Origin of the sequence: Vibrio parahaemolyticus (assembly GCF_900460535.1) — a bacterium.
GTDB lineage: Bacteria > Pseudomonadota > Gammaproteobacteria > Enterobacterales > Vibrionaceae > Vibrio > Vibrio parahaemolyticus.
The window spans coordinates 365,345-391,279 of sequence record NZ_UHIL01000002.1; the positions used below are offsets into that span (position 1 = coordinate 365,345).

At 46.8% G+C, this 25,935-nt stretch carries 20 protein-coding genes; 10 read left to right on the forward strand and 10 right to left on the reverse strand.

Going from position 1 to position 25,935, the window contains the following annotated elements:
• Positions 1-9: 9 nt before the first annotated feature.
• Together DYB02_RS18595 and DYB02_RS18600 are read right to left on the reverse strand one after the other, a co-directional pair.
• Positions 10-888, reverse strand: a complete 879-nt coding sequence (locus tag DYB02_RS18595; protein WP_005463052.1) for an NAD(P)-dependent oxidoreductase — start codon at positions 886-888, stop codon at positions 10-12.
• Between the two features lie 178 nt (positions 889-1,066).
• On the reverse strand, positions 1,067-2,938 hold the full coding sequence (locus DYB02_RS18600) for a PTS fructose transporter subunit IIBC (protein ID WP_025442983.1): 1,872 nt from the start codon (positions 2,936-2,938) through the stop codon (positions 1,067-1,069).
• Between the two features lie 267 nt (positions 2,939-3,205).
• On the opposite strand from DYB02_RS18600, the gene DYB02_RS18605 reads away from it, so the two are divergent.
• Together DYB02_RS18605 and DYB02_RS18610 are read left to right on the forward strand one after the other, a co-directional pair.
• Positions 3,206-3,508: a PTS fructose transporter subunit IIB gene (locus DYB02_RS18605; RefSeq protein ID WP_029805282.1), complete on the forward strand. Its 303-nt coding sequence runs from the start codon at positions 3,206-3,208 to the stop codon at positions 3,506-3,508.
• 8 nt (positions 3,509-3,516) lie between these two features.
• Positions 3,517-4,293: a PTS sugar transporter subunit IIA gene (locus DYB02_RS18610; RefSeq protein WP_005499695.1), complete on the forward strand. Its 777-nt coding sequence runs from the start codon at positions 3,517-3,519 to the stop codon at positions 4,291-4,293.
• Positions 4,294-4,327: 34 nt separating this feature from the next.
• Here the strand turns inward: DYB02_RS18610 and DYB02_RS18615 are convergent, their stop codons facing one another.
• A complete protein-coding gene (locus tag DYB02_RS18615) occupies positions 4,328-5,170 on the reverse strand; it encodes a helix-turn-helix transcriptional regulator (protein WP_025522873.1) in 843 nt (280 codons plus the stop codon).
• 385 nt (positions 5,171-5,555) lie between these two features.
• Here DYB02_RS18615 and DYB02_RS18620 point away from each other — a divergent pair, with 385 nt between their 5' ends.
• Positions 5,556-7,463 (forward strand): PTS fructose transporter subunit IIABC, encoded by a 1,908-nt coding sequence (locus DYB02_RS18620; RefSeq protein ID WP_029805284.1) that lies wholly within the window; start codon positions 5,556-5,558, stop codon positions 7,461-7,463.
• A 91-nt stretch (positions 7,464-7,554) separates the two neighbouring features.
• Positions 7,555-8,772, forward strand: coding sequence for a mannose-6-phosphate isomerase, class I (gene manA, locus DYB02_RS18625; RefSeq protein ID WP_370446094.1), 1,218 nt, complete (start codon positions 7,555-7,557; stop codon positions 8,770-8,772).
• 80 nt (positions 8,773-8,852) lie between these two features.
• Here the strand turns inward: manA and DYB02_RS18630 are convergent, their stop codons facing one another.
• Positions 8,853-9,548 (reverse strand): hypothetical protein, encoded by a 696-nt coding sequence (locus tag DYB02_RS18630; RefSeq protein WP_005478188.1) that lies wholly within the window; start codon positions 9,546-9,548, stop codon positions 8,853-8,855.
• Positions 9,549-10,024: 476 nt separating this feature from the next.
• On the opposite strand from DYB02_RS18630, the gene DYB02_RS18635 reads away from it, so the two are divergent.
• Both DYB02_RS18635 and azu read left to right on the forward strand, forming a co-directional pair.
• Positions 10,025-10,675 carry an HAD family hydrolase gene (locus DYB02_RS18635; RefSeq protein WP_029806911.1) on the forward strand — a complete coding sequence of 217 codons (651 nt, stop codon included), beginning with the start codon at positions 10,025-10,027 and terminating at the stop codon, positions 10,673-10,675.
• Positions 10,676-10,987: 312 nt separating this feature from the next.
• Positions 10,988-11,440, forward strand: a complete 453-nt coding sequence (gene azu / locus DYB02_RS18640) for an azurin (protein ID WP_005463034.1) — start codon at positions 10,988-10,990, stop codon at positions 11,438-11,440.
• Between the two features lie 68 nt (positions 11,441-11,508).
• On the opposite strand, the gene DYB02_RS18645 is transcribed toward azu, so the two are convergent.
• The 6 genes from DYB02_RS18645 to DYB02_RS18670 all read right to left on the reverse strand — a co-directional run bounded on the left by DYB02_RS18645 (position 11,509) and on the right by DYB02_RS18670 (position 19,933).
• The gene (locus DYB02_RS18645; RefSeq protein WP_029805505.1) at positions 11,509-13,554 is read right to left on the reverse strand and encodes an EAL domain-containing protein; all 2,046 of its coding nucleotides are present in this window, start codon (positions 13,552-13,554) and stop codon (positions 11,509-11,511) included.
• A 386-nt stretch (positions 13,555-13,940) separates the two neighbouring features.
• Positions 13,941-15,305, reverse strand: coding sequence for a TrkH family potassium uptake protein (locus tag DYB02_RS18650; RefSeq protein ID WP_029805506.1), 1,365 nt, complete (start codon positions 15,303-15,305; stop codon positions 13,941-13,943).
• A gap of 1 nt (position 15,306) precedes the next feature.
• Positions 15,307-15,960 (reverse strand): potassium channel family protein, encoded by a 654-nt coding sequence (locus DYB02_RS18655; RefSeq protein WP_029805507.1) that lies wholly within the window; start codon positions 15,958-15,960, stop codon positions 15,307-15,309.
• A gap of 154 nt (positions 15,961-16,114) precedes the next feature.
• Complete coding sequence (locus DYB02_RS18660) at positions 16,115-16,813, reverse strand: response regulator transcription factor (protein ID WP_029805509.1); 699 nt, start codon at positions 16,811-16,813, stop codon at positions 16,115-16,117.
• Entirely contained in the window at positions 16,810-17,844 is a 1,035-nt protein-coding gene (locus DYB02_RS18665) for a sensor histidine kinase (RefSeq protein WP_029805511.1), read from the reverse strand. The genes DYB02_RS18660 and DYB02_RS18665 overlap by 4 nt, the downstream gene beginning before the upstream one ends.
• Positions 17,845-18,079: 235 nt before the next feature.
• Positions 18,080-19,933, reverse strand: coding sequence for an ABC transporter ATP-binding protein (locus tag DYB02_RS18670; protein WP_029805512.1), 1,854 nt, complete (start codon positions 19,931-19,933; stop codon positions 18,080-18,082).
• 145 nt (positions 19,934-20,078) lie between these two features.
• On the opposite strand from DYB02_RS18670, the gene DYB02_RS18675 reads away from it, so the two are divergent.
• The 4 genes from DYB02_RS18675 to fhuB are packed head-to-tail and all read left to right on the forward strand — an operon-like array spanning position 20,079 to position 25,891.
• Positions 20,079-22,169 (forward strand): TonB-dependent siderophore receptor, encoded by a 2,091-nt coding sequence (locus tag DYB02_RS18675; protein ID WP_029805513.1) that lies wholly within the window; start codon positions 20,079-20,081, stop codon positions 22,167-22,169.
• Positions 22,170-22,221: 52 nt separating this feature from the next.
• Positions 22,222-23,007, forward strand: coding sequence for an ABC transporter ATP-binding protein (locus DYB02_RS18680; protein ID WP_005478119.1), 786 nt, complete (start codon positions 22,222-22,224; stop codon positions 23,005-23,007).
• The gene (locus DYB02_RS18685; RefSeq protein WP_005463014.1) at positions 22,998-23,927 is read left to right on the forward strand and encodes an iron-siderophore ABC transporter substrate-binding protein; all 930 of its coding nucleotides are present in this window, start codon (positions 22,998-23,000) and stop codon (positions 23,925-23,927) included. The genes DYB02_RS18680 and DYB02_RS18685 overlap by 10 nt, the downstream gene beginning before the upstream one ends.
• Positions 23,924-25,891, forward strand: a complete 1,968-nt coding sequence (fhuB, locus tag DYB02_RS18690; RefSeq protein ID WP_029845851.1) for a Fe(3+)-hydroxamate ABC transporter permease FhuB — start codon at positions 23,924-23,926, stop codon at positions 25,889-25,891. The genes DYB02_RS18685 and fhuB overlap by 4 nt, the downstream gene beginning before the upstream one ends.
• The last annotated feature ends 44 nt before the right edge of the window (positions 25,892-25,935 follow it).

Consider the following 25,935-nt stretch of genomic DNA (forward strand, 5'->3'; position numbering starts at 1 on the left):
CTTCATCTACTACTGATTTTTGGCTACAGCCTTAATCAGTACTGACGTATCCATACGACCAAGCCCTTCACGTTGAAGGCCTGCGTACTGCTCGTCGACCATCTTAGTCAATGGAAGCTCAAGCCCAACACGCTCAGCTTCTTCCAAACAAAAGCCAAGGTCTTTGCGCATCCAATCAATCGCGAAGCCAAAATCAAACTTGTCTTGCGCCATGGTTGTGGCACGGTTTTCCATTTGCCATGAACCAGCAGCGCCGTGTTTCAGCGTCTCGACAACCTGTTCAATGTCTAAGCCAGATTTTTGCGCAAGCAAAAGTGCTTCACTCAAGCCCTGCAAAATACCACCGATACAGATTTGGTTTACCATTTTACAACGCTGTCCCTGACCATTTTCGCCCAGCAGAGTGATTTGTTTCGCGTACACATCCATCACAGGCGCAACATGGTCAAATACACTTGGTTCACCACCGCACATGATGGTCAACACGCCATTTTCTGCGCCCGCTTGACCGCCCGAGACTGGCGCATCGATAAAGTGATTGCCCACTTTTTTACACGCATCCGCCAGTTCCACAGCAAGTTCTGCCGAGGTTGTTGTGTGATCAACCAAAACCGCGCCCGCTTTGAGACCAACTAACAAGCCTTCTTCACCATACACCACGCTGCGTACGTCGTTATCATTACCAACACAAGTAAATACGATATCGCAACCTTCTGCCGCTTCTCGCGGTGTCTCGCACGCAATGCCATTGTATTCTGCAGCCCATTTATCAGCTTTGGCTTTGGTGCGGTTGTATACTTTGGTTTCATACCCCGCTTTGCTCAAATAGCCCGCCATTGGGTAGCCCATGACACCCAAACCAATAAATGCTACTCGTTGTTTTTCCATTGCACGCTTCCCTTAGTTCACCTGACTGAAATGTTTTGTAACATGCTACTAAAGAATTGAAAACATTACTCGTAATTTATCCTTCACTCGCGGCACAAATAAAAGCGGACCACGATGTTGGAGTAAAAACCGAAGCAGTCAGAGGGTTATTAAGGAAAAATTTCTCAGAAGTTAAATGCTAAGACACTCTACGTGCTTGCAACAAAGCCGCGGCGTTCAACATGGCATCCTTGGTCGTGACATCCAACACTTTTATTTTTCGAAAACGTTCCGGTTCTTTGATCGCGACATCATGAGCAAAGATCACAAACTTCGCTTTCTCGATGTCTTTCTCGGTAATTCGGTTGATGACGCCATTCGCCCCTTGGGTTTCGACTTTAATCTTAATGCCGAGTGCACAAGCCGCTTTTTCCAATGACTTCGCCGCTAAGAACGTATGTGCCACACCTGATGGACAAGATGTAACCGCTAAAACATCCGCCTCACCTTCGCCTTGAACGGAACCATATACCTGAGAATGACCTGTGTAACTCTCATCTTCGGTGACGGTTTTCTTTAGTGCAATCACGATCAACGCCGTGGTAACAGAGCCCGCAATCGTGCCGATGATGTAACCAATTTTTCCATCCACAACCGGGAGAACAATCCAACCACCCCATGGTGCATGGTTCATTACGTGGAACATAAAGCCAATCACGTTACCGACGATGCCACCCGCCACAATAGCGGGTAGCACTCGTGCAGGGTCGCCAGCGGCAAAAGGAATCGCACCTTCACTAATACCGATCATCCCCATAATACCTGCGGCTTTCCCTGCTTCGCGTTCATCTCGCTTGAATTTACTCGGCGCCAAAAACGTGGCTAGTGCCATACCCAATGGCGGCGTACAAATCGCAATACCGACCCCGCCCATCAACCATGGTTGCGTGTTCACTTGGGTTTGAGCAAACAACGTCGCCACTTTGTTAATTGGGCCGCCCATATCAAACGCGGTCATTGCCCCAAGCACAGTTCCGAGCATTACTTTGCCTGAGCCCGCCATGCCCGTCAGCACTTCGTTCATGGTGGTCATTGCGCTGGCAATCGGAGCACCTATCACCCACATCACCGCGCCACAAGTAACAAACGTCCCCACTAGCGGATAAATAAAAATCGAGCCAAGCGAACTCATGCTGTCTGGTAGCTGAATTTTCTTTAATAGCCAAACGACAAAGCCAGCAAAAAAGCCGACCACAATTGCACCTAAAAAACCCGTATTGTAATGACTGACCGCAATCCAAGACCCTATCATACCCGGCGCAAGGCCCGGCTTGTCGGCAATGGAATAAGCAATGTAACCACCAAGCACGGCAGTAAACAATGTCAGGCCAGCAATCCCCATTTGGGCAATATCGGCCAAAATGCCTTCTTGTGGTACACCACCGTGACCAGAGATCATCACCGACAACGACAACAACACACCGCCCGCAACGATAAACGGGATCATGTGGGATGTGCCAAACAGCAAGTGCTCTTTAATGCGGCCAAGTTTTTGCGCCCAAGGGCTCAGGGGTTCTGATGCAAATTCTAAAGAAGTTGGGAGAAATTCATTGGATTGGGTTTGAATATCAGTCAGCATCTCAAGCGCTTCTTCTCGCGATTGAGCCAACTTGAGCTTTTCAACAAAGCCGTCTTCGATAATTTTGGTGGAAATTTGTGCCAATACTTCAATGTGATGATGATCATCACCATCTGGAGACGCCAGCATGAAAAACACATCGGACAGCTCGCCATCTTCGGCGCCATAATCAATCCCACTGCGGCTGATCCCTACCGCGACAGCCGGTTTCGCTACAGCATCACTTTTGGCATGAGGGATCGCAATACCATCATCAAATCCTGTGTTACCGATCTCTTCTCGTTTCCAGATATCTGCCAAGAACTGGCTTTGACTATTGAGCTTGCCGGCGGCCTCTAACATCTCGACCAGCTCTTTGAGCGCTTCATCTTTGGTTTGAGCTTTTAGATCTAAACATATCGTTTCCAGCTCAATTAGGTTTGTGATGTCCATTGTTTTACCTTCCAATATTCACGCTCGAATATATACCCAAGTGAGTTTGAGATACAGGATCCCCTGGCTCGTATGCGTTCCTACTCATTTTATTTGGGCATAGATTAACCAGTGCCTACCCTTTGATATATAGGACTAAAAGTGCATTAACTGGATTAATGTAACATGAGATTCAAACTGTGATAGAGCTCTTGCGTTAATCCAGCTCAAATCAATTCAATCTGCGGTGGCTGTGCTAATATCCACAAAAAATAAAATGGATAGAACATGAAAATCGTAGCGGTGACAGCATGCCCTACAGGCATCGCTCATACTTATATGGCGGCAGATGCACTAATGAAAGCTGCGCCAAAACATAACGTGCAAATTAAAGTAGAAACGCAAGGTGCGATGGGGATAGAAAATCAGCTCACTCCTCACGATATCGCTCAAGCGGATCGGGTTTTGATTGTGTCGGATATTGAGATAGAACAATCTGGCCGATTCGAAGGGACGCGCAAAATTCAAATCCCCATTGAAGAGGTTTTGCTGAACGTCGACAAAGTATTCCTCGTCCACTGCCGCGACTAAATTTGCAGATGAACGAATACCAAATCACCTTTTTCGTCGATAATGCAAATGCCAGTGCGCACCTTGCTCAGCCACTCAATCGAGTGGCAAAGAAGTTCAAAAGTACCTTACATATCATTAATGTAACGCAAAATCGTGTTGCGGAACTCACCAAGTCCGTGGCGATTTTGCAAGCAGGTCTACAACAAGGTGATTTGTGTCAAATCACAGCGATTGGCATTGACGCAGAGCTGGCCTGCTTCGTCATCAAAGACATGATTGCTGAACACTTTACTGTGGTGGGCTCCCACATCAATTACGAGTTCTCAAGCCAACTGGCCGAGCGTTTACCACAAATTTGTCCACCTTGTGAAATCAAATGGCACTACGCCAAAGCGCATACCGAGCTCACCAAGTTTGAATGCCTTAAAGGATTAGCTCAGCTGATCCACCCCATTCATCCCGACGAACTGATTCTTGCTTTTATTAAACGCGAAGAACGTTCATCAACTTGCGTGACTCCGGGGATCGCTCTACCGCATGTGATGTTTTCAGGTGTTGACCATATTTCCATTGCCGTTATTGCAAATGACAAGTCGATGGATTGGGCTTCAAAGATGGGTGATGTTCATCTGGCTATAGCACTGGTGATGCCAGAAAAGCCGACCAGAGAACAGATCATTGCGGCCACTAACCTCACACGAAATCTGCTTACCGATCAAATGGCGGAACGCCTACTACTAACAAAAAGCAGCGTCGACTTACAAGCGCTGCTGATGTACGCCATGTCGAGGCTGCTCGCCTAAACTTCTCTATGATTTACGCACTCTGACTGAAGGTTTAAATCGAACCACGATATTCCGTAGGCGTTCTGCCTGTACGGTTCTTAAATACTCGGCAGAAATAGTTCACGTCTTTAAATCCACAGCGCACTGACACGTCATTGAGTTTGAAGTTGTATTTCTTGAGCATAAACTTCGCACGATCCACGCGTACCCAAGTAATGTAGTCTGCCAAGGTCATGTGCCCCTGCTGACGGAACAAGCGCGACAAATGGTTCGAGGAAATACTGAATCTCGACGCAATGCTGTCACGCGTGATTGGGCGATGGAAGTTCTCTTGAATGTAGATACAAATCCCTTGATAGAGATCTTGCACACGGCTATGTGCCTGCTGCTCGACTGGTGCATCCAACATCGTCTTCGCGTATTGCAGTAATGCTTGCAGTAAAAGCTCATCCATTGGTTTTTTAGTATTCTCACGAGCCAGTGAGCTCAACGCTTCTAAGATGTTATCTATCGCAAATCCTGAGCGTGTTTGGATGCTATGCTTTTGAATATCGTAAAAGTTTACCTCACCTTTGCGTTTGCTCACCAAACTTAACCCAAGTTGTCGACGCCCAAACAAAATACTTAACACTGAGCAATCGGTATCCCAGTCTGGTTTATTCCAACAGTTAGGTGGAATAAATATCGCGTCGCCTTTTTTAGCAACGATGTGCGTTACTTTTCGATCATGACTTTCCATTTCATTAATATATTCCCCATCCAGAACTAACTCTAGGCGAGGGAAATTAACTTGATAGCTAAATTCAGGCGGCGTATGAAAATCTCCTGCAAACCAAATATTATGAAATGGCTCTCTTTCATTTAATACCGCTGAAATTAAATCATGAAAAATCATTGTTTCACACTCTATATATGCATCAATGATGCTATTTACTATAGATATACACCGGACTGGACTTTTGTGCTATTGAGCAAAATCACACTTCCATTTTAATGTTACAAAAATCCAGTTAACGCATCAATTTTCCAGTAACAAAAACTCTATCAAAAACACTCAATCCCTTTTTAAATGGGAGCAAAGCCACATTTCACTTATCGTTTAGCTTCTTATCCATCATGTCACAGATATGCAGCTAGATTTGTCCAGTGAACGATCTAAATCACACTATAGTTAGTCGGTTACAATCCTCCAGTAAATGCATTTTTTCTTCACTACAGTCTTTTTTTCAGTAATTTAAAAATAACCCTGAAATAAAAATTATATTTATAGGGGTTCGACAATGATCACCAAACTAATAAATGAAGACTTAATTAAGCTTGATCTTAAAGCGTCTTCAAAAGAAGACGTATTTAAAGAACTGGTTGCCGTTCTTCATGCCCAAGGTCGTATTTCTGACCAAACACAATTTCTTGCAGATATAAAAGCACGTGAAGAATTAGGTAATACCGGATTTGAAGATGGCGTAGCTATCCCACACGCAAAAAGTGCAGCAGTCATCGAACCAGCGGTTGTGATCGGCGTAAGCAAATCAGGTATCGAGTACGGCGCGGAAGACGGTTTACCTTCAAAACTGTTCTTCATGATCGCTTCTCCAGACGGTGGCGATAACCACCACATCGAAGTACTTGCAGAACTGTCTTCAAAACTGATTGAAGATGGTTTCATCGATGCGTTCTTAGGCGCAGCAAACAACCAAGACGCACTGGCACTCCTTCTTGCTAAAGAAGAACCGCAACCAGTGACAGATGCTCAAGCGAACCAAGGTTTCATCATTGGTGTTACCGGTTGTCCTGCGGGCGTTGCTCACACCTACCTAGCAGCAGAAGCGCTAGAGAAAGGTGCAGCGGCAATGGGTTACGAAATCAAGGTTGAAACGAACGGTTCAATCGGTGTGAAAAACAGCCCAACCGCAGAAGAAATCGAACGTGCAGATGCCATCATCGTGGCATGTGACAAGCAAGTTGACATGAACCGCTTCGCGGGCAAACGCGTGGTTAAAACCAACGTAAAAGCCCCAATCCGCGATGCTCAAGGACTGATTAATGAAGCGTTAAACGCACCGACGTACCAAGCTGAGTCCAATGGCAATACGCAAGCATCGGTTGCCGACAAAGCTTCTCAAGCTCGTTCTGACTTATATCGCTACTTGATGAATGGCGTATCACACATGATCCCATTCGTCGTAACCGGTGGTCTGCTGATTGCCCTTGCTCTTGCTGTAGGCGGTCAGCCAAGTGAAGCTGGCATGGCGATTCCTGAAGGCAGCATGTGGAACCAAATCCTCAACGTCGGTGTGGTTGCCTTTACGCTGATGATCCCAATCCTTGCCGGTTACATTGCTTACGCGATTGCTGACCGCCCAGCTCTAGCTCCTGGCTTGATCGGTGGTTGGATTGCAAACAACGGTTCTTTCTACGGCGCAGACGCTGGTACAGGCTTTATCGGTGCCATCATCGCAGGTCTGCTTGTGGGTTACTTCGTGAAGTGGATTACGTCGATTAACTACCACAAATTCATCCAACCTTTGGTGCCAATCATGATCGCACCAATCACAGGTTCGTTGTTCATCGCAGGTCTATTCATCTTCGTTATCGGCGCGCCAATCGCAAGCCTAATGGACGGTCTGACTGCGCTACTCACTAGCATGAGTACAGGTAACGTCGTTCTACTGGGTATCGTACTTGGTGGTATGGCTGGCTTCGATATGGGTGGTCCATTCAACAAGGTCGCATTCCTATTCTCTGTGGGCATGATTGCAAGCGGTCAAACTCAATTTATGGGTGCGATGGCGTGTGCAATCCCTGTTGCTCCTCTAGGCATGGCACTGGCAACGGCGCTTGGTCGCAAGTTCGACCTGTTCGAAGAATCAGAAACCGAAGCGGGTAAAGCCGCAGGTGCAATGGGTCTGGTTGGTATCTCTGAGGGTGCGATTCCATTCGCGGCGCAAGATCCAATGTCAGTGATTCCAGCAAACGTACTTGGCTCAATGGTGGCGGCAGTAATGGCGTTCTCATTCGGCATCACCAACAGCGTTGCTCACGGCGGTCCCGTGGTCGCTCTACTTGGCGCGATGAACCACCCAGTCCTTGCTCTGATTTGTATGGCAGCTGGCGCAACGGTTACCGCAGTAACGTGTGTAACGTTGAAGAAAGTACGTAAAGCAAAAATGATGCAAGCAGCTGCTTAATCCCCCCTCCCCCAAATGGCTCCTATGGCTTGGGCAATGTCGCTCAAGCCATGATTTTCTCGCATGGTGACACTCTATGTCTGATTTAACGATGTCCGATACACAAACGATTCAAACTCAAGCTACGCACCCGACGTTCTTCCTGATGAACAACGTGATTCAAAACTACGCTTGGGGCAGTACTACTTCTGTTAACCAACTGTTTGGCATTGAAAACCCAACGGGCGAACCGCAAGCAGAAGTATGGATGGGTGCGCATCCAAACGGTTGCTCAGTGGTGATGGTAAACGGCGAGGAGACCAAACTCTCTTCACTGATTGCTCAAGACATGAATGCTTTTCTGAGTGAAGAAGTCGCAAACCGTTTTGGTGAACTTCCGTACCTGTTTAAAATGCTTGCCGCTGAGAAAGCGCTGTCGATTCAGGTGCACCCAAACAAGCAACAAGCAGAACTAGGTTTTGCACTGGAAGAAAAACAAGGCATTCCCCTAACCGCAGCAAACCGTAACTACAAAGATCCAAACCACAAACCAGAATTGGTTTACGCGCTAACCGAATACCAAGCGATGAATGGCTTCCGCCCAACAAGTGAAATCATCAGCTTCTTCTCTGAGCTGGCGATTCCTGAGCTGCAAGGCTTGGTGGATGACCTTATCGATAATCAAACTTCAAAAGGCTTGGCGAGCTTCTTCTCCGGTCTATTGTCACTGGAAGGCGAACAGAAAGAGATGGCGTTGACGGTGCTATTGGCACAAGCTCGCATCACCGACTTACCTCTGTTCAACCTGATCTTGGAGTTAGAAACGCAATACCCGGGCGACATTGGTTTGTTTGCGCCCTTGCTACTCAACGTTATCACGCTGAAACCAGGCGAAGCGATGTTCTTGGATGCAGAAACGCCACACGCGTACCTGAAAGGGACGGGGCTTGAGATCATGGCGAACTCAGACAACGTACTACGCGCAGGTTTAACACCGAAGTATATGGACGTAAAAGAACTCGTTGCATGCACACGCTTCGAAGAAAAACCATTCGACACCCTACTGCTTGCACCAATCGAAAACAACGACATGTTGGAATACCCAATTCCCGTCGACGATTTCAAATTCGCGATTGTAAAGCAGGCCAACCAACGAACACTTGATGTAAGAACCGCAGAAATCCTGTTGCCGCTAGATTCCCCGCTCGTGATTACACACGCAAATGGTGAAACGTGTGTAGTAGATAAAGGCCAATCTGTTTTCATCCCAGCTTACGCCAAACAATACACCTTGAATTGCGAAGGTCGCGTTGCACGGGCTTACAGTTGATTCAAATTGAAACAAAAACGCCTCGCAATTTAAGCGAGGCGTATTCTTTTTCACTCGAGCGATTTTTGTGGCGGTGATAATTAATTAAATATTTGCGGCATCAAACAAGAATTAATCTCGCTGTTGTTGTAGTTCAAAGTGTTCAGTAATTCACCTTGCACAGTCAGGTTCTTAATTCCCATGTGCCGCATATCAGATTCAGTGTAATACCAACCATTCGCGAGCGTTGAACGTTGGCATGTATTCGTTCTCGTATGCCCATAAACGGTAATATTTGGATCCACTCCTACTTTGTTGTAGAACTCCGCTTCTTTAATTCGTAAGCGAGTAAGATAGCGATAAAACTGCTTTTCGTATTGCGAAGGAACCGATTGATCCCACATCTCGTCACTCTGATTCGCGCCACCATGCCACCCAATAAGCGCATCTTTTCCAATCACCACACTTTTCGCCGCAGGCAATATGTAATTCGCGCAAGCAGAAAAACACAATTGGCTGACGATCACATCCATATCGTTGTTTTTTATGAAGTGACCAAACTCTATCCCGACGCCAATATCACCACCACTACTGGTAATACGTAATGTTGTCACTTTCTGGTCACTATCATTCACCATTCTTATGGCTTCGAGCACGGCATCCCCGGTAATCATGCCGTCGTACACCAACGTATTGCCTGTAATGGTTAATTTGTTTTGTGTCGGGAAAGCCATTTTTTGAGTCGCGCACCCGGATAACAAAATAGCTGCGGATATTAAACCGATTTTAAACTTCATCCTTAAACTCCAATACAAACCACTCACTTCGGGCTTCATTAAAACGCTCTGTACTTTTTAAGCTTGAAGGAATAGTTATCGAGACATTCATATCTTAAACAACATCTATTGTAGTGATAAAAAAACCATTCAACTCAATAACCTAAAAACCAAGTAATGAATTACGACAAGTTTCACGCTTTAATTAGAGATAGTTTTTATAAAAACCCTACGGGAATAATCCAAAACATTTAAACAATCAATATTTATAATTGATAAACCACGAAAACATAAACAATACCAATAAAATAATATTGATTAATTAGAATGATTAACGCTGCGCTGTCACCATTTTTGTTTTAGAGCCATAAAGTCACCCTATCGAATAAGACCGCACCCGATTTATACAGCTGCGACAAACAGAAAAGTAAATTTCCGAGAAAATTACGTCGGCTTATGCCAGAATGTGTTCCCTCACTCAACAAGCCTGTAATGTAATGAAATACCAAGCTGCTATTTTTGATATGGATGGTTTACTTCTTGATACTGAACGCGTCTGTATGCGTATTTTCCAAGAAGCATGTGAAGTACAAAACCTTCCGTTTTATGAAGATGTTTACCTATCGATCATTGGCCGCAATGCGGCAGGAATTGAGACGATTTTCCGCAAAGCCTACGGCGAGAATTTAGACCGCCTGCATCTTGAATGGCGCACTCGTTACAACGCAGTTGTCAAACACCAAGCTATCCCTGTAAAAGATGGCGTTGTTGAGTTGCTGGAGTGGTTGAAAGCACAAGATTTACCTATCGCGGTCGCGACATCTACCGCGAAAGAAGTGGCAAAAATCAAACTGGAATTAGCAGGGTTGAGCAAATACTTCGATAACCTAACGACAGGTTGCGAAGTGAGCCACGGCAAACCCGACCCAGAAATCTATTTGCTTGCAGCGAACCGTCTGGATGTAGAACCAAGCCTATGTCTGGCCTTTGAAGATTCCAATAACGGTGTTCGCGCCGCTGTAGCGGCAAACATGATCACTTATCAAATTCCGGACTTGGTTGAACCTTGCGATGAGGTGAAACAATTTGGTCACGCTATCGTGCCTTCACTGCACGAAGTATTAGCAGAGCTTAAACAGACTCGCTAACCCTCCTCTGAATTCGTTCCAAAGCTCAACGTCGACGTTGGGCTTTCTCTTAGTTTCTTACCCATCTCATATTCCCTCTCTTAATTGAATCGACTCCCTCAACCTACACGAATTAAGAATTGAGCCAGTTCACGCCACGAAAGAAAATCAGGTAGTTTAGTGATCAATCAGTGGAACGAACCAGTACAAGTTTGCAACAAATCGTCAATATACCGATTGAAGCACGTTTTTCGGGTCAAAACTGGCTGATAATGAGAACTATTGGACAAAAAAGTCCAAGTCAGCCCAAAACAACAAAATGGAGAGTGTTATATGTCTTTACGTATATTAGCAGCAACCTTGGCACTGGCAGGATTAAGCTTCGGCGCACAAGCCAGTGCCGAGTGTGAGGTTTCTATTGATGCTAACGATATGATGCAGTTTTCGACCAAAACATTGAGTGTTCCAGCAACTTGTAAAGAAGTAACGCTAACGCTCAACCACACCGGTAAAATGCCAGCGCAATCTATGGGTCACAACGTTGTCATCGCAGATACAGCCAACATCCAAGCGGTAGGCACTGACGGCATGTCTGCTGGCGCAGATAACAGTTACGTGAAGCCAGACGACGAGCGCGTTTACGCTCACACGAAAGTCGTTGGTGGCGGTGAAAGCACCAGCATTACATTCAGCACGGAAAAAATGACGGCAGGCGGTGATTACTCGTTCTTTTGCTCATTCCCTGGTCACTGGGCGATCATGCAGGGTAAATTTGAGTTCAAATAATTGTTGAATTCAATTTGAGTGTGACTAAAGGGAAGCGCGTGCTTCCCTTTTTTACTAGGCGAATCCGGTCATGCTCTCTCATCCGATAAGTCTTGTCTCGGCATCGGTTTGGCCAGATAAAAACCTTGTACTTTGTCGACGCCACATTGCGCGACGAACTCGTATTCGGCTTGAGTTTCTACGCCCTCGGCTACGACTTCGCAGTTGGCAATGTGCCCGAGTTTAGCCACGATTCGGTATAACTCGCGCCCCTTTTCGTCTTTGGCATCAAGCAGTAATGAACGGTCAAGCTTGATCTTATCAAACGGATATTTGAGCAAATGCGGAAACGAAGCATAACCCGTTCCGAAATCATCCATTGCGATGCGAATACCACACGCTTGCAGCGCGATCATCGTATTGGTCAACGACACTTTATCGTTTAGCACCGCCTCTTCGGTTATCTCGATTTCTAACCAATCTGGGGACACGCCATAGTGCTCAAGTCGTCCTTGTAAGTGCTGAACAAAATCCGCTTGTTCGATCGTCGAAACCGAAATATTGATCGCAACTCGACGTGACGGCGATAACGATATTGTTTTCATGTCCGACAGCACTTTTTCGATGACCAACTTATCAAGTAGCGGCATGGCATCAAGCATTTGGAAGTCACTGATGAACGTTGGAGGGCACAGTTTTCCCTCTTTATCGATGTAACGAATCAGCGCTTCATAGGAGAACACGCTCTTATCTTGGGTCGATTGTAACTTTTGATAAAACATCACCAGCTCCCCTTCTCGCAGAATTGAAGTCAAACGCTTCTGAGCTGATGATTTGTTGATACTGTATATGTTTGAATCTTTCACGCTATTAAGCAGAGACTTAAACAGCGATTGTTCAATACCATTCAAAGCATTGTTCAGCCCGAATTGACTCGCGTGTTTGCCAGCATAAGCAAGATAAAAAGGTCGATAGATCAATACTCCTGCCGCGATCACTATCAGTTGAAGTATTGTGCCTTGGATATGATTTCCCATTGCTACATATCCACTGATCAACGGCGGCGTCATCCAATTCACGATCTTCTCGACAGGATCAATCATACCCGACGCAATGCTCGCATAGGTGATCACGAAGCTCACCAAAGGCACCAGCACAAATGGGATGATGAGAATAGGGTTAAAGATGATCGGCAAACCAAACAGCAACACTTCATTAATGTTGAACATCACCAATGGCGCAGCCGCCAACGCCAACATGATGTGGTTGCGCTCTCTGGCAAAAATCAGGATACACAAAAGCAAACAGACACTGTTTCCTGAACCACCCATAGACAAAAAGGCGTCGTAAAAACCTTGGCTGATAACGTTAAGCGACGCTTCGCCAGCTTGCCAAGCAGCCATGTTGGCTTCGGTCGCGGCGTATATCTGCTGCTTGATGGCAAACAACATGTTGTGAGCATTGATGCCCGTCGCCCCTAGCAACCCCAAAACGGTTTGATAGATTAAACCGCCTTCAAGCGTTAAAGGATCGACGCCGATACTGCGCACTGCGCCACTAAACCACACCATGATCGCCGCAGTGACGTGAGACAGGCTTACCGCGACAAGAACAAATACGAAAAAGTGCAAAACGTCTTTAAACAGCCGAGAAGTAAAGTCCAGTGCTTGGGGTTCAAGCAATTGAATTCTCAAATGTTTGCAGTACAAATACGACATCATGGCGCTGATCAGCGCCAACAGAGAGTTATTGGGCAACGTATACGTCGCGGATAAGCTTTCATTTTCTATCGACACCAAATAGAACATGATCAGCGAATAAATGATAAGCACCACGCTCGATACATTGGCTTTGTGCGACAAATAATATGCAGCAACCACGCAAAATGCCGTGGGATATAGGTTGATCAAAATGTCGGAAAGGTGGAAAAGCAGTAAGGAAACATCACCCAAGCCCGCCACTCGAAATGCGTGACCGAGTAGAATAGCCAGCGCGTTGGATAATGTCAGTGGGAGAAGCAGTAACGCGATTGAAGCTAAGTCTGTTAAGTAAGATTTAGACCCAGCTCGCCATTGCTCTGCGATTACAGCCAGACGCTGAAAAGGGGCTAAGAAGAGTTCGCGGCGAGTTTGCATGGAGAGTTCTTTTGTAAAGTAGTTATCTTCAACTGCAGAAAATGCAGCCGTTAATACAACAGCCGAAACTCAGGCAAACATTGTTGATAGGTAATGTCGTTTTTCGTATTAAGGTCAAACAATGGATACTAAATGCCAATAACAGCACGGAAAAGTTGCCAACTTAATTTAGCGACTATACATCGCTCGATCCAATGAGATTATTGACCTTCACGACAAACAAAAGACATATATAATTTGTGGTTATTCAAGAAATTACCACTTACTCATAAAGCTCATTTATTCCTCTTTTTATATAACTTTCGATGAACAACTTAGTAATAATGCTATGCACAAGCAAACAGCAAAGCATGCCATCCACATGCTTTGCCGCCGCATCGGTTTCATCATCCTATTGCCAGTTTAGTGCTCGCGTAACGCGCTTTTTTCTTTCTTGGACTGGCTAAGAAGTACGCCAAAGTAAGGGGCCCTAATCGTCCCATAAACATCATGAAGATGATCACTAACTCACCCGGTTCGGACAAACTGCCCGTCAAGCCTCGCGATAACCCAACCGTACCTAGCGCCGAGACTGCTTCGAAGATAATGTCTAACATAGACGCTTTCTCTGTCAGTAACAGCGTGAATATGGCAAACCAAGTCACACCCACCGAGATCAGAGTCAGCGCCAATGCCTTACTGATGGTCTCTTTGGGAATCTCGCGTTGAAAGGCATAGGTTGCTTCATCACGACGCAAATAACTGTAAGTTGCCAAGACTAACACCATAAATGTCACAACTTTAATACCACTTGCCGTGCTCAATGATCCACCGCCGATAAACATCAACACCAGAATGATCGCCGTTGTGGCATCTTCCAACTGATCGATAGCTAAAGTGTTGAACCCTGCCGTTCTTGGCGTCACCGCTTGAAACCACGATGCCCACCATTTCCCTGCTTCGCTCAACGGGGCAAGCGTGTTGGGGTTGTCATATTCAATCAGGTAAATCGCGATAAGTGCCACCACGTTAATGATCATCGTGCCTAAGATCATCATTCGACTGTAAACGGTGAGTCGGTGCCAACGGCGATTGCGTTTTAAGTCAATCCAAACCGAGAAGCCTAAACCACCAATAATAAACAAACTGGTAATGGTGAAGTTAACGACCGGGTCGTCCACGTAAGGCATTAAGCTATCGGCACTCAACGCAAAACCTGCATTGTTAAACGCACTGATGGTGTAGAAGAAACCATGGAACAGACTGGTTTTCCAGCCCAGCTCTTCACTCCAATAAACGCTCAAAATAGTGAAACCAATAAGTTCAACGAGCAGAGCGAACATCAATACAGATTTAGCAGTGGCAATGAGTGTCGACGAGTCAGTTTGGTTGAACGCCTCTCTCGCGACGGCTCGCTCCAAAAAGCCTATTTTTCCGCCCAGAGCCAGCAAAGTCACGATGGCAAACGTCATTAAACCTAGGCCACCACATTGAATCAGGAAAGCAATAACCACTTTCCCAAAAGGCGTAAACGCCGTGCCCGTGTCTACCACAACTAATCCCGTCACCGTAATGGCCGATGTCGCAGTAAACAGGCTTTGAATCCAAGTGATGGGCTCTGTGGTGGCAATCGGCAGTTTGAGTAAAACTGTGCCGAGCATGATCAAGCACGCAAAACTGAGGCTAAGTATCAATGGCGGTGCGCCCAACAATTTTTTACCCGCTTTAGGTTTTCGCTCGATTGGGATAATAGAGGGATGCCACAAAACCATGTTACACCAACCTCGGAGCGACGTATTTCAGCTCAGCGCGACTACCACAAAGCAACAGCGTGTCGAACTCATTAAGCACAAACTCATCATTGATATTGGTGTAGACGGCTTCTTCGCGCTTCACCAAGATAGGCTGAATGTTGTAACTGCCTCGGCTGATCAACTTAGAAAGCGGCTTATCGTGCAGATTGGATTTAACGTGGATTTCCACCACATACAAACCATGCCCCATTTCCAAATAGTTGTTCACCATCGGATAGTTGAGTGCCTGCGCGACTCTTACGCCCATCTCCTCTTCCGGATGAATAATGCGTTGTACACCCAGCTTAGATACGATGGTGTGGTGCGCTTTGGTGCTCGCTTTGACCCAAATGGATTTCACACCCAGATTTTTCAGCGCCAACGTACACAACAAACTGGCTTGCATGTCTTCGCCAATCGCCACCAACACCACATCACTGTTCGCTAACGCTAATTCTCTGAGCGCACCTTCGTCTGTCGCGTCACATATAACCGCTTGCGTTAACTCTTCGACGTATTTTTCGACGATTTTCGGGTCGCTATCCACCCCCGTTACGGTGTGTCCAAGATGAATAAGTTCTAAGCTAGCGGCAACGCCAAATCGCCCTAAACCAATTACTGTAAAGTGAGCCATATCAATACCTAACTGTGTTTTATGTATAGAAAATGCTAATGCGCTGCTAAGGGCTAGACAGATTTTCCGTCACGAAAAATAGGCAACACGAATCCTGTTCGAGTGCCGATAACCAGCACTAAACCTTGGCATTAACGTTGATTAAATTTGGAATTTAGTGGTGCTTGGACGCCTCAAACACTAAACGGTAACCCAGCCCCGGCTCGGTTTTTAATAGCCGCTGCTCGTCAGCACTATCGTTCAGTTTTTTGCGTAGTTGACTCACTAACACGCGTAAGTAGTGAGTATCTTCGACATGACTTTTTCCCCAAATCACCGCTAGCAAATGAGTTTGCTCAATGAGTTTTCCCGGCTTGAGAATCAATTGTTCAATGAAAGAAAACTCTTTCTTGGTGAGTGGAATTTCCCTCTGATCCAACCAAAATTGGTGAGTACTTTTGATGATTTTGACTCGGCCAGCCACCAGCTCATCAGCGACGGTTTGCTCATCCACCAAATCTCGAACCAGCACTTTGATGCGCGCGATGAGCTCTTTTACGCCAAAAGGCTTGCTCAAGTAATCATTCGCGCCCGCTTCTAAAAGGCGAATTTTTTCCTCTTCTTGATCGCGAGCTGTCAGCACTAACACTGGCGTTTTATACGTCTGACGAAGCGTAGTGAGAAACTCCGTTCCATCGCCGTCGGGCAAGCCTAAATCTAGCAGAATTACGTGTGGCGAATGCGCTTCGAAACACGCCTTGGCTTCGGCAATGGTACTCGCGCCAATGTAATCAAACCCTTCAGCAGACAGCGAAATTCGAATAAAGGTATGAATGCGAGGCTCATCGTCCACGACTAACACTTTGTAACTCACGCCTGCTCTGCTCCTTGATTGAGTGGAAGTCGAATGCGGATCAGCGTCCCTTCTGATACTGGCATAGATTGAATCTCTCCTTGGTGTGCGGTGATGATGCCTTTGGCAACCGCGAGTCCCATTCCGGTGCCTGAATCGGCCGATTTGTTGTTCTCGCCGGAATAGAAAAGGCTGAATATTTTTTCCGCATCTTCAGCTTTGATGCCAATCCCCATGTCCCGAACATCAATCACGCACGACGAACCCTGCTTAGAAAGAGAAACCTCAACAGATTCATTCTCTGGCGAAAATCGCATGGCATTATCCAACACATTAAAAATCGCTTGTTCGATGAGCGAACGACTTACTGACAAATAGCCAACGGCATCATCCATATTCATGGACACTTTCTCGGTGTAACTCGGCAAACGAGAAACCGCATCCCGCACAATATTCGCAATAGGCTCATCTTTTTTGGTAATTTTTAATGTGCCGTGTTGGAGCTTAGTCGCCTGTAAGAGGTTCTCTATATATTGATGCAAGCGGTGGCTTTCTGAAGTCGCACTGTCGAGCAATTCTTTGCGCTCTAAGTCATTGAGCTTGGGCATGTACTCGTTGAGTGTGGTCAGTGTTCCAATAATGGTTGCCAGCGGCGTGCGTAGGTCGTGGGACACCGATAGCAGGATGCTGTTTTGCAGCTTGGTTTGTTTTAACTCGCCCTGCTGGCGACGATAGAGATCCGCAAAGGTACTGGTGATAAATGCCACCACCATAAACACGACTAGATTAAAAATGTCTTCCGGACGAAACATCTGCAAAGAATAACGAGGCGTCGTGAAAAAGAAGTTGAAGCTCAGCGCTTCGATCACCGCCGCCGCATAAGCGAATCGCGAGTTGCATTGAAATGCCACCACCACGACTGCTAACTGCAAAATTAGCAGGACGGCAGCCGTAGAGCCAAACAGTTGGTCTAACAGCCATGAGGCCACAACCGCGCCAACAATCACGATGGCAGAAAAAAGAAATGTGTTATCTCGCCAATGAGCAAACATAAAGTACATCAACCAAAATTCGATGCAGAAACTTTAGCAAAAGCCCATTCGGAGTTCGCGTAAAAAAAGCGTAAAAAATTCAATAACGACAGTCAGTTATAAACATAACCATCACTAAGTTGGTCTAACTCAATGAATAATCACAAGTTAACGTTACCCATTGACGCCACCCACTCGGTATAAACGACAGACACAAAAAAGAGGAGCATTTGCTCCTCTTTCGTGTAGCGTCATATTAGATGACTTGCAGTTGAGCATCACCTTGCTCAGACAAAAAGCCGCCGGTTTGATGCTTCCACAACTGAGCGTAAACACCACCCAATTGCAGCAGTTCGTGATGCGAGCCTTGCTCAATAATTTTGCCGTCATCCATTACAATCAAACGATCCATCGCGGCAATCGTTGATAAACGGTGAGCAATCGCGATCACTGTTTTTCCTTCCATCAGAACTTCAAGGTTTTCTTGAATTGCCGACTCCACTTCCGAATCAAGTGCAGACGTAGCTTCGTCCATGATCAAAATTGGCGCGTTTTTCAACAGCACGCGAGCAATCGCCACTCGTTGACGCTGACCGCCAGACAACTTCACGCCGCGCTCACCCACTTCAACATCGTAGCCGGCATTGCCTTGTTCATCTTTTAACGTTTGGATGAAGTCATGCGCGTGTGCTTTTTCAGCGGCGTTAATCACAGCCTCCATTGAAGCGCTTGGATCACCGTAAAGAATGTTCTCTTTAATTGAGCGATGCAGCAAAGAAGTGTCCTGCGTGATCATACCGATATGTTGACGCAGCGACTCTTGTTCGACTTGCGAAATGTCCTGCCCATCAATACAAATCTTACCCGTATTCACATCGTAAAAACGCAGCAACAGGTTAACCAACGTGGATTTACCTGCCCCAGAGCGACCGACAATACCGACTTTTTCGCCCGGTTTGATGGTCAGGTTCAAGTTCTCAAATACTGCCTTCTCGTCACTGTAGTTAAAACCTACGTTGTCGAAACAGATCTCACCTCGCGAGATTTTCAGAGGCTTGGCATTTGGCACGTCTTTCACTTCAACGTCGTTTGAAATCGTATTGATGCCGTCCACTACCGTGCCAATGTTTTCAAACAGCGCGCTAACTTCCCACATGATCCACTTCGACATACCTTGCACACGCAACGCAATACTGATGGCAATCGCAATGGCACCAATCGTCACGGCCTCGTCTAACCAGAGGTAAACCGAGATAGCGCTGATAGACAGAAGCAATAAATAGTTGATGGCATCGACACTGAACAGCAAACAAGTCACCATGCGCATTTGGCGGTAAACCGTCACCAAAAACTGCTTCATGCTGCTTTCTGCGTATTCCAACTCTCGTTGCGAGTGCGCGAACAATTTCACGGTAGAAATGTTGGTATAAGAATCCACAATGCGTCCGGTCATAACCGAGCGAGCGTCCGCTTGATCTGTCGCAACCTGCTTCATTCGTGGGATAAAGTAGAACTGGATCAGAACATAAATGCCTAACCAGACCACAATCGGCAGCATCAACAAGCCATCTGCCTCGCCCATCATCCAAATCATCGACAGAAAATAAACGCTGATGTAAACCAGTACATCCACCAGCTTCATCACTGTTTCTCGTACCGCTAACGCGCTTTGCATCACTTTGGTCGCGACTCGGCCTGCAAAGTCTCGTTGGAAAAAGCCAACCGCTTGTTTCAGCAAGTAACGATGTATCAACCAACGGATAGACATTGGGTAGTTTCCCAATAACGTTTGGTGCATCACCATCGAGTGCACAAAGCCTAAACACGGCATCACAACGACAACAAGCAACACCATCATCATCATGCGATCGCCTTGATCCACCCAGAATGTTGCACGGTCTTGGTTGGCAAGAATATCCACCAATTCGCCCATGTAACGTAAGAGCGTCACTTCCGTCACCGCAATCAATGCACTGAATATCGCCATGACAAGTAAAGGGGCTTCAAAGCCACGAGTGTAAAAGCGACAGAAGCCAAAAAGCGTCTTCGGTGGCTTTTCGGTTTCCATCTGGGGAAAGGGTTGGGTCAGTTTTTCAAACCAATTAAACATAACAACTACTTTGGTTACCGCGAATAAATTTGCGGACGTTTTACTATCTTTTGATACGAAAGTCAGTAAAATACCGAAACAAAAGTTCAAATGATAATAATTACAATTAAGCTTCTTGTTAAATATAATTATCGGGAATGTATTTATGACGAAAAATAACTTACTGACCGTTGCGATCCGTAAAGCAATGGTTTGCGCGGTTGCGCCTACAGTAGCAGCGGTTGCGCTTTCAGCGAACGCACAAGATGACGTTACCGCGATGGAAACCATCACCGTCACAGCACAAGCGTTAAAAGTAGAAACACCAGCGGCAGAAACACCACGCAGCGTTTCTATTATCTCTGAAGACGAACTTCGCGTTCGTGCACCGCAAAAATTGGACGAAGCATTACGCTACACATCTGGCGTAACCGCTCAGCCTTATGGCGCCGACAACGACACCGATTGGTTCAAAGTGCGCGGTTTTGATGCTGCGACTTACCTAAACGGCAACCGCCTATTCCGCGACGGTTACTACACATGGTTGGTCGAACCTTACGGCCTAGAAAGTGTGGAAGTGGTTAAAGGCCCATCAGCTATTCTGTTTGGTGAATCGGCACCAGGCGGTATCGTGAATGCAGTACAGAAAAAACCAACGTTTACGCCTCAAGGCGAAGTAAAAGTGGAAGTGGGCAACAACCAACACCAGTCGGTGGGTTTTGACATTGCTGATGAAGCAAACGACGATGGCACAATCCGCTACCGTTTGGTTGGCCTGATGACAAACCAAGATGGCGAACTGGACGGCACCAACAACGAGCGTTTTTATCTAGCGCCAAGCGTCGAGTTCGACATTTCTGACCGTACAATGCTGACCGTTTTGGCTACTTACCTTCGTGATGACGGTGTGCCAACCAACCCATTTTTCCCAGCGGCAGGTACTCTGATTGGTTCTAACTTTGGCAAAATCGATCCTTCGACTAACCTTGGTCAGCCAAACTACGATAAATACGAACGCACGCAGTTCTCTCTAGGTTACTTGCTCGAGCACGACATCAATGACACGTGGTCATTCTCGCAAAACCTCAACTACGGTTCGAATGAGTTGTACTTGCGCAGCTCTTACGCGTTCTCAAACAACGATCCGGCGAAAGAAGAATTAACGCAAGGCATCGTATTCCGTGACGGCAAAAACCAGAGCATCACGTTCGATAACAATGCTGTCGGCAACTGGATGACAGATAACGCAGAACACACAGTGCTCGTCGGTATGGATCTGCAATTTCACAAAACCGATGGCGACGAACAGGACAACTACGCGTTTGGCACCATCAACCCGTGGAACCCAGTTTACGGTAACTTCAATCCACTTGATCCTTCAAAGAACGTGAAACGTGAGATTGAGAAATCTCAAGCAAGTGTCTACTCACAATACCAATTGAAACTGCATGAGCAATGGATTGGTAACGTGGGGGCTCGTTACGACTGGGTGAAAACAGAAAACTCTGGCAAAGGCGCAGGCGTTGATCAAAACGAATCTCGTGATGATGGTCAGCTGTCTCTCAGCGCGGGTGTGATGTTCCTTGCAAACAATGGTTTGTCACCTTACGCAAACTACTCTCAATCGTTTGAAGTGATCAGCACCATTGATGCGGCAACCAATGAACTATACAAACCGCTAGAAGGCGAGCAAGTAGAAGTGGGTGTGAAGTATGAGCCAAGCTTTATGGATGGCTTTATCAACCTAGCATGGTTCGACATTACGCAAAAGAACGCGTTGGTGACCAACCCATCAACATGGATCGCGACACAAACGGGTGAAGTGACTTCTCAAGGTATTGAGCTTGAAAGCACGGCGCAGCTAACCGACGATCTAAAACTGATGGCAAGCTACACCTACACCAAAGCGAAAACAGACGAAAGCTTTGGCAAAGGCAAAAAACAAGCCGCGCTTATTCCTGAACACCAAGCTTCGGCATGGGTAGACTACAGCGCGTACAGCTTAATTCCAGGCCTAAACATCGGTACTGGTGTCCGTTATGTGGGCGAATCTAAAGATAACCCTAAGAGCTCGAACCTAACTGTTCCTTCAGTGACTCTTTGGGATGCGTCGGTCATTTACGACATCACTTCACAGTGGCAAGCACAGCTAAACGTGAACAACATTCTGGATAAAGAATTTGTATCAGGTTGCGATTACTGGTGTTACTACGGCCAGTCTCGCTCTGTCATGCTAAACGCAAACTACCGCTGGTAATTGAACTTTCGACTCCCCTCTCTTGAGGGGAGTTTTCTCCTGAGAGCCATCCATGTTTCAACTGTCTAATATTGAGATCGTTCGAGGTGGACGTCAGATCCTCGGCATCGACCAACTTAACATCCCGACGAATGAACTGACTGTCGTTTTGGGCCATAACGGTTCAGGCAAATCGACACTGGTGAACCTGCTTTCTGGTCAAATGTCACCAGATAAAGGCACGGTAGCATTAAACGACACTTCCCTTTCATCACTCAAAACCAAAGAGCTGGCAAAGCAGATAGCCTATTTGCCACAAAAGCTGCCCTCCTCGGCAGGTTTAACAGTAGAAGAGCTAGTGCGCTTAGGCCGCTTTCCGTGGCGTGGCGCACTTGGTCGTTGGAAACCTGAAGACAAACAGATTATCGCTGAAGCCATGGCTCGCACTGGCGTAGCTCCGTTTGCTCAAGCATTAGCGGACGATTTATCGGGCGGCGAGCGCCAACGCGCTTGGGTGTCGATGCTGTTGGCTCAACAATCACCGATTTTGATCCTAGATGAACCGACCTCCGCGCTCGATGTTCACCATCAATTTCAACTGATGGCGCTACTGGCAGAGCTGAATCGAACCGAGAACGTAGGCATTATCGTGATCCTGCACGATTTGAACTTAGCACTGCGCTACGCAACCCACATAGTTGCGCTCAAAAAAGGTCAAATTGCCTTTGAAGGCAACGCCGAAATGCTGCTTGATGAAGCGCGTTTGTCTGCACTTTACGAATCACCTATTAAGCTCATTGACCATCCAACGCCCGCGGACACACTTGCTAGCCAGAAGGTGGCGGTGGTATGTGCATGATGGTTCGATTTCTCAAACAACTAAGCTGCACGACGCTACTTTTCACAGTGATGATTGCACGTGCGAACGCAGACATTACCGTTCATGATGCGTACGGCGCGGTGACTTTTGAGCAAGTACCGCAACGCGTCGTGGTTCTCAACTGGGACATTTTGGAGCAAGTGCTCGCGTTGGACATCGAGCCCATTGCTGCGCCTAACTTGCCGGGTTATCGCCAGTGGGTAGTGAATCCTTACGCACCAGAATCCATTGAGGATATCGGCACTCGCGCCGAACCTAATTTAGAGAAAATCGCGAGTTTGAAACCCGATGTGATCCTAGCAGCTTCTCCCCAGCAAGATTTGATTCCCCTGCTCAGACAAATCGCGCCGGTGGTGTATTTGCCGAATTTTTCGCAAAACGAAGCCGCGGCTCAAACCGCAATCAAGCATTTTCGTACGCTAGGTGCGCTGTTTGATAAACAAGAGTTAGCGGAACAAAAACTGGCAAAACTCAATGACTCATTCAAACAACTGCGTGACAAGATTCGTCAGCATTATTCTGCCCCATTAGACGTGTTGGTGATGCGCTTCTCGACACCCAATTCTGTTCTGCTATCAACGGAAAATTCGACCACTGACTATGTGGTTGAGCAGCTTGGGTTAACCAACCCTATCCAAGTCTCTGCGCGCGCTTGGGGCATCAAACAAGATCGCATCAACCGCTTACAAAACCTTGAACAAAGCTACGTACTTTACGTGCAGCCTTTCCCACAAGAGAGCAAGTTGAACAGCTCACCACTTTGGCAAGCGATGCCATTCGTGAAAAAACAGCGCGTAAATTCGGTAAGAGCGGTGTGGGCCTACGGCGGCGCGATGTCTTTGCAATACATGGCAGAAGCCATTACCGACAGCTTAATTGAACTGGCACCAAAACAATGAGAACGAAACCGTACATTGGCTATGCCGCGCTGATTGCGTTGCTTAGCCTATTGAGCTTACAAATTGATACGAGCTTGTCGTTGAGTGAACAATGGCAGTTGTTCACTCAACCAGAAAGCGCCAGCGAATTTCGTGACGTTTTCTTTATGCAGTCTCAGTTACCTCGATTGAGCATCACGTTATTGGTTGGTGCAATGCTCGGGCTGACTGGTAGCTTGATGCAACAGTTAACGCAAAACAACCTCACCTCACCGCTAACCTTAGGCACCTCTTCCGGTGCTTGGCTTGCATTGGTCATCGTTAACATTTGGTTTATTGACTGGGTGGCCGACTATTCCGCTTTCGCTGCAATGGCAGGTGCTTTGGTGGCGTTTGGTTTGATCATTTCGATCGCTGGTGTGCGCAATATGACGGGGTTACCCTTGGTGGTCTCCGGTATGGTCATCAACATTTTGCTTGGCTCCATCGCGACAGCTCTAATTATTCTCAATGCACAGTTTGCTCAAAACATCTTTATGTGGGGAGCGGGCGACCTTTCACAATACAGTTGGGATTGGTTTGAATGGTTGCTGCCACGTTCTACTGTCGCAATCGTCATTTTGCTTGTCGCACCACGCATTCTGACCCTAATGAAACTGGGACAAGAAGGCGCAGCAGCCCGAGGCTTAGCGGTATTACCCGCGTTTGGGGCGTTAATGGTGATGGGTATTTGGCTAGTATCAGCCTCAATCACTGCGGTTGGTATCATCAGTTTTATCGGCTTGTTAACACCAAACATCGCCCGTGCAATGGGAGCGAGAACGCCACGCGATGAACTCATCAGCAGCATGTTGCTTGGCGCTGCGTTGCTGCTTATCACCGATTCTGCGGCGATTTATCTCAGTTTGTTGTTAGAAGAAACCATCCCAAGCGGTGTGGCGGCGGCGGCCATTGGTGCACCTGCTTTGATCTGGTTTACTCGCAAGAAACTGACAGCTACGGATCAGCTGAACCTGTCGATGAGCCAAGGGAAAACGGCCCTATCGAACGCAGCAGTTTGGGGCATTGCATCAATGGGGATCATCGGCATTCTGGCGTACTCATTTGTTACGCACAGTATCAGTGGTATTGAGTTTGCGATTCCTGGCGAGTTCCAATGGCAACTGCGGTGGCCACGCATGATCAGTGCGATTTCAGTAGGCGTTGCCCTTTCCATTGCAGGGATCATTTTGCAGCGCATCGTTTACAACCCACTCGCGAGCCCAGACATTCTCGGTGTGTCATCCGGCGCAACCTTTGCCATTATCATCACTGGTGTGATGGTTGGATCTGTACTCGCCGCATTTAACTGGGGCGTCGCTTTTCTGGGCAGTCTGACCGTATTGATGCTGCTGCTCATTATCGGGAAACGCAGCCACTTTAACCCTTCTAATTTTGTACTCTCGGGTATTGCCCTTAGCGCCCTATTACAAGCTCTCGTTCAGTTTGCGTTGGCGCAAGGCTCTGGGGAAAGTTACAAAATCTTGCTCTGGCTCACGGGCTCAACGTATCGCGTCACTAGCACAAGTGCATTGGTGTTACTTATCTCCGTGTTGGTGCTTTTAGCGATTGTATTTGCGTTGTCACGTTGGCTAACACTGATTTCTATTGGTCGAGCGTTTTCTAACGCGCGCGGGCTGAATCCATCATCTGCGAACACGATTTTGCTTGTTATCGTTGCTCTGCTGTGTGCCTTTTCAACGGCGACGGTCGGCCCCGTTTCCTTTGTTGGTTTGGTCGCACCACACATGGCGATGATGCTAGGAGCAAGAAAGGTCAAAGAACAATTATTCGTTGGCAGTTTGATTGGTGCAACGCTTATGGTTTGGGCGGATTGGTTAGGGCAAATCGCCATTTACCCGAGCCAAATTGCAGCAGGTACGTTAGTCGCGATTATCGGTAGTACCTACTTCTTGTTCCTGATGCTCAAAAGCAAGTTCCGATAGCTTGGCGTAAAGATAAGCGAAAAAAGAAACCCGCTCTTTGGGAG

Bases quoted from the DNA above. Each gene is read 5' to 3' on its own strand.
- DYB02_RS18595 (WP_005463052.1), bottom strand. From the start codon at position 888: ATGGAAAAACAACGAGTAGCATTTATTGGTTTGGGTGTCATGGGCTAC.
- DYB02_RS18600 (WP_025442983.1), bottom strand. From the start codon at position 2,938: ATGGACATCACAAACCTAATTGAGCTGGAAACGATATGTTTAGATCTA.
- DYB02_RS18605 (WP_029805282.1), top strand. From the start codon at position 3,206: ATGAAAATCGTAGCGGTGACAGCATGCCCTACAGGCATCGCTCATACT.
- DYB02_RS18610 (WP_005499695.1), top strand. From the start codon at position 3,517: ATGAACGAATACCAAATCACCTTTTTCGTCGATAATGCAAATGCCAGT.
- DYB02_RS18615 (WP_025522873.1), bottom strand. From the start codon at position 5,170: ATGATTTTTCATGATTTAATTTCAGCGGTATTAAATGAAAGAGAGCCA.
- DYB02_RS18620 (WP_029805284.1), top strand. From the start codon at position 5,556: ATGATCACCAAACTAATAAATGAAGACTTAATTAAGCTTGATCTTAAA.
- manA (WP_370446094.1), top strand. From the start codon at position 7,555: ATGTCCGATACACAAACGATTCAAACTCAAGCTACGCACCCGACGTTC.
- DYB02_RS18630 (WP_005478188.1), bottom strand. From the start codon at position 9,548: ATGAAGTTTAAAATCGGTTTAATATCCGCAGCTATTTTGTTATCCGGG.
- DYB02_RS18635 (WP_029806911.1), top strand. From the start codon at position 10,025: ATGAAATACCAAGCTGCTATTTTTGATATGGATGGTTTACTTCTTGAT.
- azu (WP_005463034.1), top strand. From the start codon at position 10,988: ATGTCTTTACGTATATTAGCAGCAACCTTGGCACTGGCAGGATTAAGC.
- DYB02_RS18645 (WP_029805505.1), bottom strand. From the start codon at position 13,554: ATGCAAACTCGCCGCGAACTCTTCTTAGCCCCTTTTCAGCGTCTGGCT.
- DYB02_RS18650 (WP_029805506.1), bottom strand. From the start codon at position 15,305: ATGGTTTTGTGGCATCCCTCTATTATCCCAATCGAGCGAAAACCTAAA.
- DYB02_RS18655 (WP_029805507.1), bottom strand. From the start codon at position 15,960: ATGGCTCACTTTACAGTAATTGGTTTAGGGCGATTTGGCGTTGCCGCT.
- DYB02_RS18665 (WP_029805511.1), bottom strand. From the start codon at position 17,844: ATGTTTGCTCATTGGCGAGATAACACATTTCTTTTTTCTGCCATCGTG.
- DYB02_RS18670 (WP_029805512.1), bottom strand. From the start codon at position 19,933: ATGTTTAATTGGTTTGAAAAACTGACCCAACCCTTTCCCCAGATGGAA.
- DYB02_RS18675 (WP_029805513.1), top strand. From the start codon at position 20,079: ATGACGAAAAATAACTTACTGACCGTTGCGATCCGTAAAGCAATGGTT.
- DYB02_RS18680 (WP_005478119.1), top strand. From the start codon at position 22,222: ATGTTTCAACTGTCTAATATTGAGATCGTTCGAGGTGGACGTCAGATC.
- DYB02_RS18685 (WP_005463014.1), top strand. From the start codon at position 22,998: ATGTGCATGATGGTTCGATTTCTCAAACAACTAAGCTGCACGACGCTA.
- fhuB (WP_029845851.1), top strand. From the start codon at position 23,924: ATGAGAACGAAACCGTACATTGGCTATGCCGCGCTGATTGCGTTGCTT.